10 protein-coding genes and 2 pseudogenes are annotated in these 15413 nt (G+C 67.7%); 11 read left to right on the top strand and 1 reads right to left on the bottom strand.

The annotated features are described in order from the left end of the window. Nucleotide 1: 1 nt before the first annotated feature. On the bottom strand, nucleotides 2-1591 hold the full coding sequence (locus Q1K09_RS03975) for an acyl-CoA carboxylase subunit beta (RefSeq protein WP_300343448.1): 1590 nt from the start codon (nucleotides 1589-1591) through the stop codon (nucleotides 2-4). Between the two features lie 218 nt (nucleotides 1592-1809). Here Q1K09_RS03975 and Q1K09_RS03980 point away from each other — a divergent pair, with 218 nt between their 5' ends. From Q1K09_RS03980 to Q1K09_RS04030, 11 genes and pseudogenes are all read left to right on the top strand, one after another. After that, a complete protein-coding gene (locus Q1K09_RS03980) occupies nucleotides 1810-2670 on the top strand; it encodes an SDR family oxidoreductase (RefSeq protein ID WP_300343449.1) in 861 nt (286 codons plus the stop codon). Nucleotides 2671-2711: 41 nt separating this feature from the next. Then, nucleotides 2712-3671 (top strand): biotin--[acetyl-CoA-carboxylase] ligase, encoded by a 960-nt coding sequence (locus tag Q1K09_RS03985; protein WP_300343451.1) that lies wholly within the window; start codon nucleotides 2712-2714, stop codon nucleotides 3669-3671. A 51-nt stretch (nucleotides 3672-3722) separates the two neighbouring features. Next, a complete protein-coding gene (locus tag Q1K09_RS03990) occupies nucleotides 3723-4319 on the top strand; it encodes a hypothetical protein (RefSeq protein WP_300343453.1) in 597 nt (198 codons plus the stop codon). Continuing rightward, the gene (locus tag Q1K09_RS03995; protein WP_300343455.1) at nucleotides 4316-5677 is read left to right on the top strand and encodes an adenylate/guanylate cyclase domain-containing protein; all 1362 of its coding nucleotides are present in this window, start codon (nucleotides 4316-4318) and stop codon (nucleotides 5675-5677) included. Before Q1K09_RS03990 ends, Q1K09_RS03995 begins: the two co-directional genes overlap by 4 nt. A gap of 165 nt (nucleotides 5678-5842) precedes the next feature. Beyond that, nucleotides 5843-6610: a PP2C family serine/threonine-protein phosphatase gene (locus tag Q1K09_RS04000; protein WP_300343457.1), complete on the top strand. Its 768-nt coding sequence runs from the start codon at nucleotides 5843-5845 to the stop codon at nucleotides 6608-6610. An 82-nt stretch (nucleotides 6611-6692) separates the two neighbouring features. After that, complete coding sequence (gene gatC, locus Q1K09_RS04005; protein WP_300343458.1) at nucleotides 6693-6989, top strand: Asp-tRNA(Asn)/Glu-tRNA(Gln) amidotransferase subunit GatC; 297 nt, start codon at nucleotides 6693-6695, stop codon at nucleotides 6987-6989. 4 nt (nucleotides 6990-6993) lie between these two features. After that, nucleotides 6994-8556, top strand: coding sequence for an Asp-tRNA(Asn)/Glu-tRNA(Gln) amidotransferase subunit GatA (gatA, locus tag Q1K09_RS04010; protein ID WP_300343460.1), 1563 nt, complete (start codon nucleotides 6994-6996; stop codon nucleotides 8554-8556). Next, nucleotides 8553-10082: an Asp-tRNA(Asn)/Glu-tRNA(Gln) amidotransferase subunit GatB gene (gene gatB / locus Q1K09_RS04015; protein ID WP_300343461.1), complete on the top strand. Its 1530-nt coding sequence runs from the start codon at nucleotides 8553-8555 to the stop codon at nucleotides 10080-10082. The genes gatA and gatB overlap by 4 nt, the downstream gene beginning before the upstream one ends. 271 nt (nucleotides 10083-10353) lie before the next feature. Beyond that, on the top strand, nucleotides 10354-12009 hold the full coding sequence (locus Q1K09_RS04020) for an alanine/glycine:cation symporter family protein (protein WP_300343463.1): 1656 nt from the start codon (nucleotides 10354-10356) through the stop codon (nucleotides 12007-12009). Between the two features lie 612 nt (nucleotides 12010-12621). Next, nucleotides 12622-14946: pseudogene (locus Q1K09_RS04025) on the top strand (SH3 domain-containing protein); the annotation flags it as partial. A 234-nt stretch (nucleotides 14947-15180) separates the two neighbouring features. After that, nucleotides 15181-15408 (top strand): annotated as a pseudogene (locus tag Q1K09_RS04030) (transglycosylase family protein); the annotation flags it as partial. Nucleotides 15409-15413 lie beyond the last annotated feature (5 nt).

The following is a 15413-nucleotide window of genomic DNA, read 5'->3' on the forward strand; positions in this document are numbered from 1 at the left end:
ATCAGAGCGGAATATTGCCGTGCTTCTTCGCGGGGCGGGCCTCGCGCTTGTGGAAGGTGGCACGCAGCGCCTTGGTGATGTGCCAGCGAGTCTCAGCCGGTTCGATGACGGCGTCGATGTAACCCAGCTCGGCAGCCTGGTACGGGTTCAGCAGCTTCTTCTCATACTCGTCGATCAGTTCGGCGCGCCGGGCTTCGACGTCTCCGCCGTCGGCCTGCACAGCGGCCAGTTCACGGCGGTGCAGGATGTTGACCGCGCCCTGGGCCCCCATCACCCCGATCTGCGCGGTGGGCCAGGCCAGGTTCACATCCGCGCCCAGCTTCTTGGAGCCCATCACAATATAGGCGCCGCCGAATGCCTTGCGCGTGATCACGGTGATCTTCGGAACAGTGGCCTCGGCATAGGCGTAGAGCAGCTTCGCGCCGCGGCGGATGATGCCGCCCCACTCCTGGTCCGTGCCGGGGAGGAAGCCCGGGACGTCCACCAGGGTGAGGATCGGAATGTTGAACGCATCGCAGAACCGCACGAACCGGGCGGCCTTCTCACTGGCGGCGATGTCCAGGGTGCCGGCGAACTGGCTGGGCTGGTTGGCCACCACACCGACCGAGCGTCCCTCCACGCGCGCGAAGCCGATGATGATATTCGGCGCATACAGGGCCTGCAGCTGCAGGAAATAGCCGTCGTCGACCAGCTGCTCGATCAGCGTGGTCATGTCATAGGGGGCCGAGGCCGCATCGGGAACCAGCTCGTTGAGCGCCTCATCCTCGGCCTCAATCTTGGCCCGCGGCTCAGCCGGCTCCACCGGGGCCTCCGCCAGGTTGTTCAGCGGCAGGAATTCCAGCAGCTCCTTGGCGAACTCAATGGCGTCCTCCTCATCGGAGGCCATATAGGAGGCCGTGCCGGTGGTGGTGGAATGGGACCGCGCACCGCCGAGGGACTCCATGTCCACGTCCTCGCCGGTGACCGACTTGATCACATCAGGACCGGTGATGAACATGTGGGAGGTCTTGTCCACCATGATCACGAAGTCCGTCAGCGCCGGGGAGTAGGCCGCACCGCCGGCTGAGGGTCCCATGATCAGCGTGATCTGCGGGACCACGCCGGAGGAGTGGACGTTGTTGCGGAAGATATCGGCGAACATCGCCAGCGAGGCCACGCCCTCCTGGATGCGGGCACCGCCGCCGTCGTTGATCCCGATCACCGGGCACCCGTTGCGCGCGGCGAACTCCTGGACCTTGACGATCTTCTCCCCGTTGACTGCCGAGAGCGAGCCGCCGAAGACGGTGAAGTCCTGGGCGTAGACAGCCACCAGGCGGCCGTCCACGGTGCCGTAGCCGGAGACCAGGCCGTCGCCCACCAGCTTCTTCTTCTCCATGCCGAAGGCGTGGGTGCGGTGGACCGCCAGAGCGTCGAACTCCACGAAGGAGTCCTCATCCAGCAGCATCTCGATGCGCTCGCGGGCGGTGTGCTTGCCCCGGTTGTGCTGCTTGGCGATCGCCTCCTGGCCCGCCGGGGCCAGGGTCTGGTCGCGACGCTGCCGGAAGTCGGCGATCTTGCCCGCAGTGGTGTGCAGATCCGGTGTGTCTGTCATCCAGTCTTCCTGTGTCGGCGTCGCTGGCCCCTCCTATGGGGCTGGAGGAACTCCACAATCTTTGCGTCAGTGTAGACGCCGAGGACGGCCGGGCAGTTGTGGAATCTCTACAACGTCAGTGTCCAGTTCTGCGAGGGCCCCCGTCGCGCCCCAGGTCGATGCTCCGGAAGTGTGATCCGGACTGCACACAACGGGTTACTCCCCGGTAGGGTAGGGGCATGGCTGAACAGCGCACAGAGAAGTCCCCCGGCACTGTCCTCATCTCCGGCGGCAGCCGCGGCATCGGCCGCGCCGTCGCGGTGGAACTGGCCTCCCGCGGCGCTGATGTGGCGCTGCTGGCCAAAACGGACACCCCGCATCCGAAGCTGGAGGGAACCGTCCACACAGCCGTGGAGGCGGTGGAGGAGGCCGGCGGCCGCGGACTGGCGGTGGTGGGCGATGTCCGCAGCGACGACGACGTCGCCCGCGCGGTGGAGCAGACGGTGGAGGCCTTCGGCGGGATCGACGTGGTGATCCACAATGCGTCCGCCATTGATCTTTCGCCGGCCGCTGGACTGGATATGAAGCGCTATGACCTGATGCAGGACATCAATGTGCGCGGCACATTCCTGCTGGGCAAGACCGCCATGCCGCATCTGATCGCCAGCGCCGAGGCCGGCCGCCGGGCGCAGATGCTCTCCTTCTCGCCGCCGGTGGCCGGCACAGACGGCCGGCTCAACCCGGAATGGCTGGGCAAGCACGTCGGCTACACCCTTTCCAAGTACGGCATGACGATGGCGACTCTGGGGTTGGGGATGGAGATGGCTGAAGCGGGAGTGCAGGTCAACACCCTGTGGCCGGCCACGCTGATCGACACCGCGGCCATCCGGGCTCTTCCCGGCGGACAGAAGATGGCCCAGGCGGCCCGCAGCCCGCAGATCATGGCCGATGCTGTCGCCGCGCTGGTGACTGGGACGGTCAGCGTGGAGACCTGCACCAGCCTCACTGATGAGCAGGTGCTGGCCGCCGCTGGCGTCGAGGACCTCTCCGGCTACGCCGTCACCCCCGGTGTGGAGCCTCTGGCGGATATCTTCCTCTGAGCCTGCGGCCCGTGCACGAGCCGTGAATGTAGCGTGAGTCCATGAACGCCCCCACGCCCCGACTGGACGCCGAGGTGCTCCGACACCGGCTGGTCGATACCGAAGCACTGGCGCGCCTGGAGGTGGTGCAGAGCACCGCATCCACCAATGCGGATCTGCTGCAGCAGGCTGAGGACCGCGGCTTCGCCGAGGCCTGGCCGCAGATCAGTGTGCTCACCGCGGAGGAGCAGACCGGCGGGAAGGGTCGGCTGGGCCGGTCCTGGAGCTCACCGCCGGGCACCTCACTGTCCACCTCGTTGGTGCTGCAGCCCCGCCTGCCCTCCGGCCAGCGGGCCTGGCTGCCGCTGCTGACCGGACTGGCGCTGGTGCGCGCCCTGAGCCGCAGGGGAATCGCCGCGGAGCTGAAATGGCCCAATGATGTCTGCGTCTCCGGGCGAAAAGTCGCCGGGATTCTGGCGGCCGTGCCCCCGCTGCATCCGCAGTGCCTGATCATCGGGTGCGGCATCAATGTGCTGCAGACCCGGGAGCAGCTGCCCACCCCGGAGGCCACCTCCGTTCTGCTGCAGATCCAGCAGACCGATGCCGCGGCGGAACGGCCCCAGGCCGCTGACGCTCCGGATCCCGACGCCGCGGTACTGGGCAGTACTGAAGCGGCGGGTCTGCGCACTGCGCTGCTGGGCGACTGGCTCCAGGAGGTCGCCGCACTGCTGCAGCGGGCCGAGGACGCCGGCGGCGTGGACCCGCTGCGCGATGAGGCGGTCGCGGCGCTGGGCACCATCGGCCGACAGGTGCGGCTCGAGCTGCCCGACGGCACCGCGGTCCGCGGCCGGGCCAGCGGATTGGAGACCGACGGATCCCTGCAGCTGGAGGTCACTGCCCGGCGTCGCCATGTTCTCGGCCCCGAGGACGGAGGCGGACCCGAAAGCCTCTGGGAGCCGGTGGAGGCCCACCGCCGCAGCTTCTCCGCAGGCGACGTCGTGCACCTGCGCCCGGCCGGGTAGACGGTCAGTAGACTGGAGGGCCGGAGCCCGAGTCAGGAGGTGTGGCGGCATATGCTGCTGAAGCTGGTGGACGGCGAACAGGTGGTGGTTCGCACCCGCGCCCACCCCCGGGCGCTGATACCCGCCGTGGTGAACCTGTTGGTGACCATGGCCCTGATGAGCTTTCTGCTCGGCTACGTCTCCCGTGACACCCAGCCGGAGTTCATCCAGCACTACAGCCACATCTTCGTCTTCCTCATCTGGGCGGCCGGGCTGCTCAGCCTCGCCTTCGGCACCGTCAAACCGGTGATGACCTGGATGAACCGCTACACATACCTCACCACTGAGCGGATTGTGCAGAAGAACCTGGTGGGGGCTGCCCAGGCCACAGTGATCCCGCTGGCGCTGGTCGCCCAGACCGAGGTGAAGCAGAGCCGCATGCAGGAACTTGCCGGAGCCGGCGATGTGGCAGTGGTGCACGGGGCCTTCGGGCAGCACCAGCGCACCCGGCTTCGCGATATGCCCGACGCCGAACAGTTCAACACGCTGCTCGCCCAGGAGCTCTCCGCCTACCGTGCCCGAGCCCAGGCGCGGCGAGCCCAGCACCCTGCCCCGCATGACATAGCCCGCGGCGATGTGCACGGCGCCAGCTTCGGAGGCGGACTGTGACCGCCGAGGAGGATGCCGGGCGAAAAGCATGGGAGCGCGCCCGCAGACGCGGCTTCGGGGCTACCGACTATATGGCCGACGAAACCTCCGAAGTGCCCAGGCCCGGGGCTCCGCAGCGCGACTACACCGATGAGGAACTCGCTGAGGCCCGGGCAGACTGGTCAGACTTCCCCACGGCGAAATCGACGACGCCGGCCTCCTCCACCCCATCCCCCACGGACCGCGGGTTCGCGCCCGTGCCGGAGGACGGCGCACCCACCGCTGAGCGCGACCCGGCCACCGCGGCCATCCCGGTTCCCGGTCAGCAGGAGCGCGATTGGCACCGCCATATCCGCGAGCTCGAGCATCGGCTGCTGGGGGCCGAACGGACCCTGACCTACCGCGAGATGGCTGCCCGAATGGGGGTCTCCACCCACGCGGCACGCAAACTCTGGCGGGCACTGGGGTTCCCCAACCTCGACGACGACGTCACCGCCTTCACCGAGGCCGACGCCGAGGCGCTGGCGCAGATGGTCCAGCTGGTCCGTGAGGGCCACCTGAACCAGGAGACCGCCATCTCACTGACCCGGTCGGTGGGGCAGATGACCGACCGCATGGTGGTCTGGCAGATCGAGGCCCTGGTGGAGGACAAGATCGCCAATGAACGGCTCACCGACGCCCAGGCGCGCAGTCAGGTGGTGGAGGCTCTGCCCCGGCTGGTGGAGCCGCTGCAGCAGCTGATGGGCTACGCCTGGAGGCGCCAACTCTCGGCCGCCCTGCAGCGGCTGACCGTGCGCGTCGAGTCCGGGCTGGCCTCGGTCTCCCGGGGCCGCGACGGCTCAGAAGCTGATTCGCCGCTGCCGCTGGCCCGGGCCGTCGGATTCGCCGACCTGGTCTCCTACACCTCACTATCGCGGCAGATGAGCGAACGCACCCTGGCCCAGATGGTTCAGCGGTTCGAATCCAAATGCGCCGAGATCATCAGCATCGGCGGGGGCCGACTGGTCAAGACCGTGGGCGATGAGGTGCTCTACAACGCGGAGACACCCGAGGCCGGGGCCGAGATCGCCCTGGCCCTGGCCGAGGCGATCGCTGCCGACGATGTGCTGCCCGAGGCGCGGGTCTCCGTGGTGTGGGGGCGGGTGCTCTCCCGCATGGGCGATATCTACGGACCCACAGTGAACCTGGCGGCCCGGCTGACCTCTTTGGCCGATCCCGGGACCATTCTGGTGGATGCAGCCACCGCCGAAGCGCTGGAGAGCAGCGACGACTATCTGCTGGTGCCGCAGCCGCCCCGGCTGGTCCGCGGGTTCGGGGAGATCGCCCCGCATATGCTCCTGCGCGCCAGCGGCACAGGTATCATGCTTGATCCTGCTTAAGCTGTGCCGCGCAGTGAGTGAGTGAGCAGGGCCCCCGCCCGGCTCCGGCGGGTGGGGCGGCGAGCGAACGGGCACAGGCATCATGCTTGACCCTGCATGGGCTGTGTGACAGCTTGAGCACAATACGGTCACGAATCTGTCGCGCTTTCGTGACAAGATGGTCACGTGACCTCCAGCGCAGACAGTCCCAACACACCGGAAGAGCCTTATGCCGATTACGGCTACGGCTCCCACGTGGGCCTGCGCCGCGAGCTCAATGAGGACTCCTACGTGGTCACCGACACGCTCTTCGCCGTCGCGGACGGAATGGGCGGGCACGAAGCCGGGGAAGTCGCCTCCTCGCTGGCGGTGCAGGCCCTGGCCGAAGGGTGGGAGAGCGCCGGCGGCCAGGTCGGCCGGGCGCAGATCCAGAACTTCCTGGACGAGGCCGACGCGCGCATTCGGCGGGCCACCAACTCCAAGGCCGGCACCACGCTCACCGGCGCCTGCGTGGTCCGCGCCGACGCCGGCTCAGAGAGTTGCGTCCAGTGGCAGTGGCTGGTGTTCAACGTCGGCGACTCCCGCACCTATCTGCTCAACGACGGTGCCCTGATCCGACTCACCCGGGACCACTCCCAGGTCCAGGAGCTGGTCGACTCCGGGATGATCACCGCCGATGAGATGCACAGCCACCCCCACCGCAATGTGATCACCCGCGCCCTGGGCGCCGGAGATATGTGGGAGGCCGACTTCACCACCGCCACAGTCTCGCCCGGGCAGCGGCTGCTGGTCTGCTCCGACGGGCTCACCGGAGAGCTCACCGATGAGCAGATCGCCCAGATCCTCAATGCCGGGCGCAACGCACAGGAGACCGTGGACTGGCTGATCCACCAGGCGCTTCGCCACGGAGGCCGGGACAATGTGACGGTGATCCTGGTGGACGTCCGCGACTGAACCGACTTGGCCGGGCGCGGGGGTGTCCGCGGCCGATAGGATGACGTTCCGAGAACATTCCGCCGATCCCCGAGGGAGCTGCATGTCTGAGATCTCGCGCGCCGACGTCGAGCATCTTGCCACACTCGCCCATATCACCTTCACCGACGCCGAGCTGGAGAAGATGACCGGAGAGCTCGGCGTGATCGTCGACTCCGTGAAGAAGGTCCAGCAGGCCGCCGGCGACGACGTCCCGGCCACATCCCACCCGATGCCGCTGACCAATGTGTTCCGCGAGGACAAGGTCGGCCACGTCTTCACCGCCCAGCAGGCGCTGGCCAACGCGCCCGAGGCCGAGGACGGCCGCTTCAAGGTTCCGGCCATCTTGGATGAGGAGTAGCCCGATGACGACCACACCTACCGAAGCCGGCGGCGACGCTGCGCTGATCAGGCTCACCGCCGCCGAGATGGCGGCGAAGCTGCAGGCCGGCGAGATCACCTCTGTGCAGCTGACCCAGGCCCACCTGGACCGCATCGCCGCAGTGGACGGCAGGCTCAACGCCTTCCTGCACGTCAACACCGAGGAGGCTCTGGCGGTGGCCGCGGAGGTGGACGCCATCCGCTCCGCCGGCGGCGCCGAGGCCGAGGCGCTGCACCCGCTGGCCGGAGTGCCGATCGCGATCAAGGACCTCATCGTCACCACAGGCCAGCCCACCACCGCCGGGTCCAAGATGCTGCACGGCTGGATGAGCCCCTATGACGCGACGGTGGTGGAGAAGATCCGCGCCGCCCGGCTGCCCATCCTGGGCAAGACGAATCTGGACGAGTTCGCCATGGGATCCTCCACCGAGCACTCGGCCTACGGCCCCACCCGCAATCCCTGGGACACCGACCGCATCCCCGGCGGCTCCGGCGGCGGCTCAGCGGCCGCCGTCGCCGCGTTCGAAGCGCCCCTGGCCCTGGGCACCGACACCGGGGGATCCATCCGCCAGCCCGGAGCAGTCACCGGAACAGTGGGGACCAAGCCCACCTACGGCGGGGTCTCCCGCTACGGGGCTATCGCTATGGCCAGCTCGCTGGACCAGATCGGCCCGGTGGCCCGCACCGTGCCCGACGCCGCCATGCTGCACGAGCTCATCGCCGGCCACGACCCCAAGGACTCCACCTCTCTGCCGGACACCCACTACCCCGGCGGATCGGTGCCGAACTTCGCCGAGGCCGCAGGTGAGCACAGTGTGTCCGGGCTGCGCATCGGCGTGATCTCCCAGCTGCGCGGTGAGGGCTATCAGGACGGGGTGCTGGCCCGGTTCGAAGAATCGCTGCAGGCCCTGCGCGCGGCAGGAGCAGAGATCGTGGAGGTCGACTGCCCCAGCTTCGACTACGCATTGGGGGCCTACTACCTGATCATGCCGTCGGAGGCCTCCTCCAACCTGGCCCGCTACGACGGCGTGCGCTACGGCACCCGGGTGCTGCCCGAGGACGGCCCGCTGACCATCGAACGGGTCATGGGCGCCACCCGCGCAGCCGGCTTCGGCGATGAGGTCAAGCGCCGCATCATGCTGGGCACCTACGCGCTCTCGGCCGGCTACTACGACGCCTACTACGGCTCGGCCCAGAAGATCCGCACCCTGATCCAGCGGGACTTCGCCGCCGCCTTCTCCGCCGCCGATGTGCTGATCTCCCCGACGGCGCCGACCGTGGCGTTCCCGCTGGGGGAGAAGCTCGACGACCCGCTGGCGATGTACCTCAATGACATCGCCACCATTCCCGCCAACCTGGCCGGGGTCCCCGGCATCTCGGTGCCCGGCGGGCTCTCCGAGGGGCTGCCGGTGGGCATCCAGTTCCTGGCTCCTGCCACCGAAGACGCGCGGGTCTACCGGGCCGCCGGAGCACTGGAGCATCTGCTGCAGGCGGAGTCCCAGCCCCTGTGGGCGCAGGTCCCCGACCTTGAGGAGGTCTCGAAGTGAGTGACGTGATCAACGCCGCCGGCGCAGACGCCGCCCCGCTGAGCTTCGAGGAAGCTCTTCAGAAATACGATCCGGTGATGGGCTTCGAGGTCCATGTGGAGCTCAACACCGCCTCCAAGATGTTCTCCTCGGCCCCCAATGCCTTCGGCGATGAGCCCAACACCAACGTCAATGAGGTGGATCTCGGGCTGCCCGGCACCCTTCCGGTGGTCAACGGTAAGGCCGTGGAGTCGGCCATCAAGCTGGGGCTTGCGCTGAACTGCTCGATCGCCGAGTACTGCCGCTTCGCCCGCAAGCAGTACTTCTACCCGGACCTGCCGAAGAACTGGCAGACCTCCCAGTACGACGAGCCGATCGCCTACGACGGCTGGCTGGACATTGAGCTGGACGACGGCGAGATCTTCCGCGTGGAGATTGAGCGGGCACATATGGAGGAGGATGCCGGCAAGCTCACCCACGCCGGCACCTCCGGGCGGATCCAGGGAGCGGACTACTCCCTGGTGGACTACAACCGCACCGGGGTGCCGCTGATCGAGATCGTCACCAAGCCGATCACCGGCGCCGGCGCCCGCGCCCCGGAGCTGGCCCGCGCCTATGTCAGCGCCATCCGCGACCTGGTGAAGGCATTGGACATCTCTGACGCCCGCATGGAGCGCGGCAATGTCCGCTGCGATGCCAACGTCTCGCTCAGCCCCAAGGGCAGCGGGGTCTTCGGCACCCGCAGCGAGACCAAGAACGTGAACTCCATGCGTGCGGTTGAGCATGCCGTTCACTTTGAGATCCGCCGCCACGCCGGGATCCTCTCCGCCGGTGGCAGCATCGTCCAGGAGACCCGGCACTGGCAGGAGACAACCCGCACCACCAGCTCAGGCCGCCCGAAGTCCGATGCCGATGACTACCGGTACTTCCCGGAGCCGGATCTGGTGCCGATCGTCACCACGTCCGAGTGGATCGAGAAGCTGCGCGCCGAACTGCCGGAGCCCCCGGCACAGCGCCGACGCCGACTGCGTGAAGCCTGGGGCTACACCGACCCGGAGTTCCGCGACGTGGTCGCCGCCGGCCTGCTGGATGAGATCGAGCAGACCGTGGCTCAGGGCGCCAGCCCGGCGGTGGCCCGCAAGTGGTGGATGGGAGAGATCTCCCGCCTGGCCAATGCGCGGTCGGTCGAACCGGCGGAGCTGGGCGTGGAGCCGGCCACCATTGTGGAGCTCAATCAGCTCATCGAGGACGGGCGCATCAATGACAAGATCGCCCGCCAGGTGCTCGAGCACCACCTCGACGGCGAAGGCAGCCCCGCCCAGATCGTGCAGGACCGCGGTCTGGAGGTGGTCTCCGACGACGGCGCACTCACCGCGGCGGTGGAGAAGGCCATGGAGGAGAACCCCGATGTGGTCGAGAAGGTCGCCGGCGGCAAGCTCAAAGCCATCGGCGCGCTCATCGGCCCGGTGATGAAGGAGACCCGCGGCCAGGCCGACGCCGCCCGGGTCCGGGAGATCGTCCTGCAGAAGCTGGGCATCGAGGGCTGAGCGGCCCGCTTCCGCGTTCCACGACGGCGCCTGGACTTCGTACCGAGTGAGTCAGGCGCCGTCGTCGTCTGCACTCACCGGTGTGATCTGCGACACGCCAATCTGAGTATAAATATTCCCTGCAGAGATGCATTCCTGTTACATTTCATCCTACGTTCGGCAAACTGTCTGAAACAGATGTGGAGTAGCTTATTCACTATTCTGGGGCGCGCCCTGGGGAAGAGATACCTGCAGTTCGCACACTATGCACCCACGTGAGGGGAAGAATGACATGAGTCCAATAGGGCAACTCGTGGCCATGGAGGCCGGCGAGGAGGAGGTGTCCGGAGTCCAGCAGGTCGCCGACACCATTGATGAGGGGTTCGGCTATGCCACCGAATTCTTCGTGAATCTGATCTTCGGCACTGAGGTTACTGTGCCGCTGGGGAATCCTTTCCCCGAAGGCACCACCCTGTGGGACGGGCCCCTGGTGGTGCTCTGGGCAGTGGTGGCCGCCGTAGCCTTCACCATCTACTTCAAAGCGGTGCAGTTCACGGGATTCAAGACCGCGCTGGAGGTTGTGCGCGGCAAGTACACCCGCGACGACGACCCCGGCGAGGTCACCCACTTCCAGGCGCTGACCGCCGCGGTCTCGGGAACTGTGGGTCTGGGCAATATCGCCGGTGTAGCTGCGGCGATCTCCTTGGGCGGGCCCGGGGCCACCTTCTGGATGATCCTGGCCGGTCTGTTCGGCATGTGCACCAAGTTCGTGGAGTGCACCCTGGGCGTGCGGTACCGCACCATTGATGAGAACGGTGAGGTCCACGGCGGTCCCTTCAAGTACCTGCCGGTGGCGTTCAGCCGGCTGGGCCGCATTCCGGTGGCCATCATCACCGGTGTCTTCGCCATCTCGGTGATGCTGTTTGGAATCATCGGCGGCGGCATGTTCCAGGCCAACCAGACCTACGGCGCCATCACCTCGGCCGGCGCCACGATCGACGAGCAGACCGGCGGCAGCGCCTTCAGCTTCCTGGAGAGCGAGCTGACCGCCTTCATCTTCGGCATCATCTTCGCCGGTCTGGTCGCGCTGGTGATCATCGGCGGCATCAAGTCGATCGGCTCGGTCACCGGCAAGCTGGTGCCAGCTATGGCGATTGTCTACGTGGTGGCCTGCTTGATCGTCATCGGTGCGAACATCGGAAACATCGGCGACGCCTTCGGCGCGATCCTCTCCGGTGCCTTCAGCCCTGAGGGAATCGGCGGCGGTGTGGTCGGCGTGATCATCGTTGGTGTCCAGCGTGCAGCCTTCTCGAACGAGGCCGGCATCGGTTCGGCGCCGATCGCCCACTCCGCGGTGAAGACCCGCCGTCCGGTCTCCGAGGGCTTTGTTGCCTCTCTGGAGCCGTTCATCGACACTGTGGTGGTCTGTACCATGACTGCCCTGGTGATCATCTTCGCCTGGCCGGCCGACTACGACGCAGCGATCGGAGAGGGTCACGACAACCCGGTGGGTCTGACCGCCAACGCCTTCGACACCTTCCTGCCCGGCTTCTCTGTGGTGCTGGCGATCTGCGTGGCGCTGTTCGCCTTCTCCACGCTGATCACCTGGAGCTACTACGGCATCCAGGCCTGGCGCTACCTGTTCGGTAAGGCTCAGAACACCGACACCATCTTCCGCGTGATCGTGTGCATCATGATCGTCATCGGCTGTGTGGTGTCCTTCTCCAACATCATCGACTTCGCCGACTCGGCGCTGTTCCTGTGCATCTTCATCAACGTCATCGGACTGTGCATCTTGGCGCCGGTGGTCAAGAAGGAGATGGAGCAGTACTTCGCCGACCGGCGGGCCGGCCGTCTTATGGAGGACCCGGAATACATTCCGGGACCGGAGGACATGGTGGTGGTCACCAAGAAGGAGACCACCGAGACCGTCGGCTACAAGGAGTAGTGCTGCCGCCGGAGAGCCCGGCCGCAACAACCCCAGGGGCCCCCTCGATCCTCCCGCCCGGGAGAGGCCGAGGGGGCCCCTGGCGTATGCGGCGATAACGGTCTGGTCACAATGGTGCTCACACGGTCGGCCAGAGGCTGTGGGCCGCGCCCAAGCCTGGAATAGTAGACGGTCGAGAGGGCAGTGCACGTCCGTTCGATGTCCTGCGGTAGTGGCAGCGAACGCGGGACGGCGCTGCCCTCGCCGCATCCGGGCTCATAGTTTCCTCACAGGTTCAACTTCAGGTCGAAGCACTGCCTCCCGCTGGGCGTGACCTGCTCGTTACAGTAGCGCCAGGCTGAAACGGAGCTTGTCGCTTCGCATCCCATCGCGCGGAAGGTCCCGTCGCAGCTGAAGGAGTCGTCCTAAGCACGACCGGAGAGCACGACCAGTGAGGATGTACCCGTGCCGAAGAAACTCTCGTCAGCGGTCGCCGGCACACTAGCCGTCGGCCTGACCCTGCCCGCCACTGCCGCCGCAGCGCAGGCAGCCGCCGATTCCAACTCCGAGCCGCCGCAGGGGCCGGTCACCGGCAGCGGAGCCGCAGGGCCTGCCAGCACACTGGCCTCCGGGGTGAGCATCAGCACCCAGCGGGCCGGCAATGTTGCCGCGCCGCTGGCCGCAGAGAGCTACACCTTCTCCACCGAACCGGGCCCCCGGTGCATCTCCGTCCAGGGCACTTCCACCTACCACCTGGGCCAGGATCTGATCGCCGAGGAGGGCACTCCTATCGCCGCCATCGCTGACGGCACTGTAGTGCGCACCCTCGACGGTACCCCTGGTCGGTCCGGATACGTGGTGCTGCGGCACAACATCGGCGGGGAGGTCTACCACTCCGGCTACGTGCACCTGTGGGACGCTGAGTCCCACGTCAGCCTCGGGGACACTGTCTCTGCCGGGGACATCATCGCCGAAGTCGGCGACTCCGGACCCACGGTGACCCCCCACCTGCACCTGGAGCTCTGGCGCGGAGCGTGGCAGACCGGCACCGCGCTGAACCCCGCCGAATGGCTGGCCGAGCGTGGTGTAGACCTGCGCGGCGCAGCCGACGGCGTCCTGCAGCGCGAGGTCCCCCAGACGTGTGACTACTACACCGCCGCGCCCACGCAGCTGCGTGCCTCCGCCGCGGCCTCCGCGGACGTGCTGGCCCAGCTTCCCCGCGGAGCAGAGCTGACCGCCGCCCCCGGGGACGCCTCCGACGGGTTCCTGCGGGTGCAGCACGAAGGCAGGACCGGATGGGTCCAGCAGAGCCTGCTCGCCCCCGATGAGCCCGCCGAACAGACCAGCACGGCAGAACCCGCCGCAGCGGCTTCCGGCACGTTTCGGGTCACCGAGCCGCTGAACGCACGCAGCGGCCCAGGCACCGAGCATGAGATCGTTCAGGGAATGCCCACCGGTGAGGAGATCACTGTGACGGCACGCTCCGGTGACTGGGTCCAGTTCACCCGACGAGGCGAGCAGGTCTGGTCCCACAGCGCATACCTGGCGCCCGCCGACTCCGGCCAGAGCACCGAGGCAGCATCAGCCGCCTCCAGCTCCAGCGCGCAGACGCTGCGCGTCACAGAGCCGCTCAACCTCCGCAGCGGGCCGGGCACTGAGAACGCAGTGGTCGGCGGAATGCCCACCGGAGAGCAGGTCACGGTGCTGAGCACCCGCGGCGACTGGGCGGAGATCCGCCGGGCCAACGGGCAGGAAGGCTGGTCCCACCGCGCCTACCTCTCCGGCGGCGGATCCGCAGACTCCTCCGACACCGCCGCCGAGTCAGACGCCCCCACCTCGGCGGAAGCGGACTCATCCAGTGCCGGCAGCTCCAGCGCCGCGTCAGCCTCCGGCTCATCACAGGCCTCCGGCGCTGAAGGAGCCTCAGGCGAGGCTGAAGGCGCCTCCGATTCGGCAGCCACCGACGCTCCGGCTTCCAGCTCCGGCGGGGAGCCCACGCACACCGTCGACGGCGTCTACCTCAACGCACGCAGCGGAGCGGGGGTGGACCATCCGGTGGTCACCGTCCTGGCACCGGAGACGGGCGTTCAGGTCACCGGCAGCGAGGGCGGATGGTCGCAGATCCAGCACCAGGGCCGCACCCTGTGGGTCTATACCGACTACCTCAGCGGCGGTGAGCAGGCCCAGGACTCCGGCGACTCGGAAGGCTCTTCCTCGCCGAACGCCTCCTCGGAGGGATCCACTTCTGAGGGCGGCTCTTCAGCCGAGCAGGCCGAATCACCCGAGGCCTCGTCCGGGGAGACGGAGGAACCAACCGAGTCGGAATCGGCTGAGGAGCCTCCGGCCGCGCAGAGCGCTGCGCCTGCTCCCGAGCCGGAAGACTCCCAGCAGACCGACTCCGACGAGACCGCGCGGACCACCATGTGGCAGAACATGCGCTCCGGAGCAGGATTGGACCATCCGGTCACGCGTGCTGTGCCTGCCGGAGAATCCCTGGAGATCCTCGACGAGTCCCACGGCTGGTTCGAAGTTCGGGCCGGAGGCAGCACCGGTTGGATGTGGGGAGAGTTCCTGGACCTGCCGGACTCGGTGGCCTCCGCCGCAGCTTCGGATGCGGGCGGATCCTCCTCGGACAGCACTGGCTCGGAGCCAACGCCGGAGCCGAACGAGGATGCTGAGGACGCCAGCGACCAGCCGGATGCTAACGACTCCTCCGAAACTGAGTCCTCCTCATCGGGCAGCAGCCGGTCTTCTTCGGGCTCCGGATCCGGGTCTGACGAGTCCCCGAGCACTGGTTGGCGCGCCCAGACCACCACGGCGGTCAATATGCGTTCCGGCGCGGGGCTGGATTACGGAGTCGAGCAGATTGTGGCCGGCGGGCAGACCCTGAGAGTCCTGGACGAGCAGGGCGGCTGGTACCAGGTCCGCAGCGACGTCAGCACCGGATGGATATGGCAGGAGTTCCTCGAGGTCTCCGGAGCCCCCAGCTCCTCCGGGTCGTCCTCCAGCGGCTCGCAGGATTCCTCCTCGGGCAGCTCCAGCAGCTCCAGCTCCAGCAGCTCCAGCGGATCGAGCTCCAGCAATTCCGGCTCCAGCAGCTCCGGCGGCTCATCCTCCGGCAGCTCCAGCGGCCGCAGCGGTCCCAGCTCCGGACAGCATGCCCAGAGTCAGCACGGCCCCTACAGCCGGGCCTGGGACCGGCTGGTCCAGTGCGAGTCCGGCGGCAACTGGTCCATCAACACCGGCAACGGCTACTTCGGCGGCCTGCAGTTCTCCCAGCAGTCCTGGGAGTGGGTGGGCGGCTCGGGCCGGCCCGACCAGGCCAGCAAGCAGGAGCAGATCGAGCGTGCCTACCAACTGTGGCAGCGGCAGGGATGGGGCGCCTGGCCCTCCTGCTCCTCCCAGCTGGGACTCTCCGGAGACCC

Source organism: Nesterenkonia sp. (assembly GCF_029265375.1).
Lineage (GTDB): Bacteria > Actinomycetota > Actinomycetes > Actinomycetales > Micrococcaceae > Nesterenkonia.

Coding starts and splice junctions, on each gene's coding strand:
- Q1K09_RS03975 (WP_300343448.1), bottom strand. CDS start 1,591: ATGACAGACACACCGGATCTGCACACCACTGCGGGCAAGATCGCCGAC.
- Q1K09_RS03980 (WP_300343449.1), top strand. CDS start 1,810: ATGGCTGAACAGCGCACAGAGAAGTCCCCCGGCACTGTCCTCATCTCC.
- Q1K09_RS03985 (WP_300343451.1), top strand. CDS start 2,712: ATGAACGCCCCCACGCCCCGACTGGACGCCGAGGTGCTCCGACACCGG.
- Q1K09_RS03990 (WP_300343453.1), top strand. CDS start 3,723: ATGCTGCTGAAGCTGGTGGACGGCGAACAGGTGGTGGTTCGCACCCGC.
- gatC (WP_300343458.1), top strand. CDS start 6,693: ATGTCTGAGATCTCGCGCGCCGACGTCGAGCATCTTGCCACACTCGCC.
- gatA (WP_300343460.1), top strand. CDS start 6,994: ATGACGACCACACCTACCGAAGCCGGCGGCGACGCTGCGCTGATCAGG.
- Q1K09_RS04020 (WP_300343463.1), top strand. CDS start 10,354: ATGAGTCCAATAGGGCAACTCGTGGCCATGGAGGCCGGCGAGGAGGAG.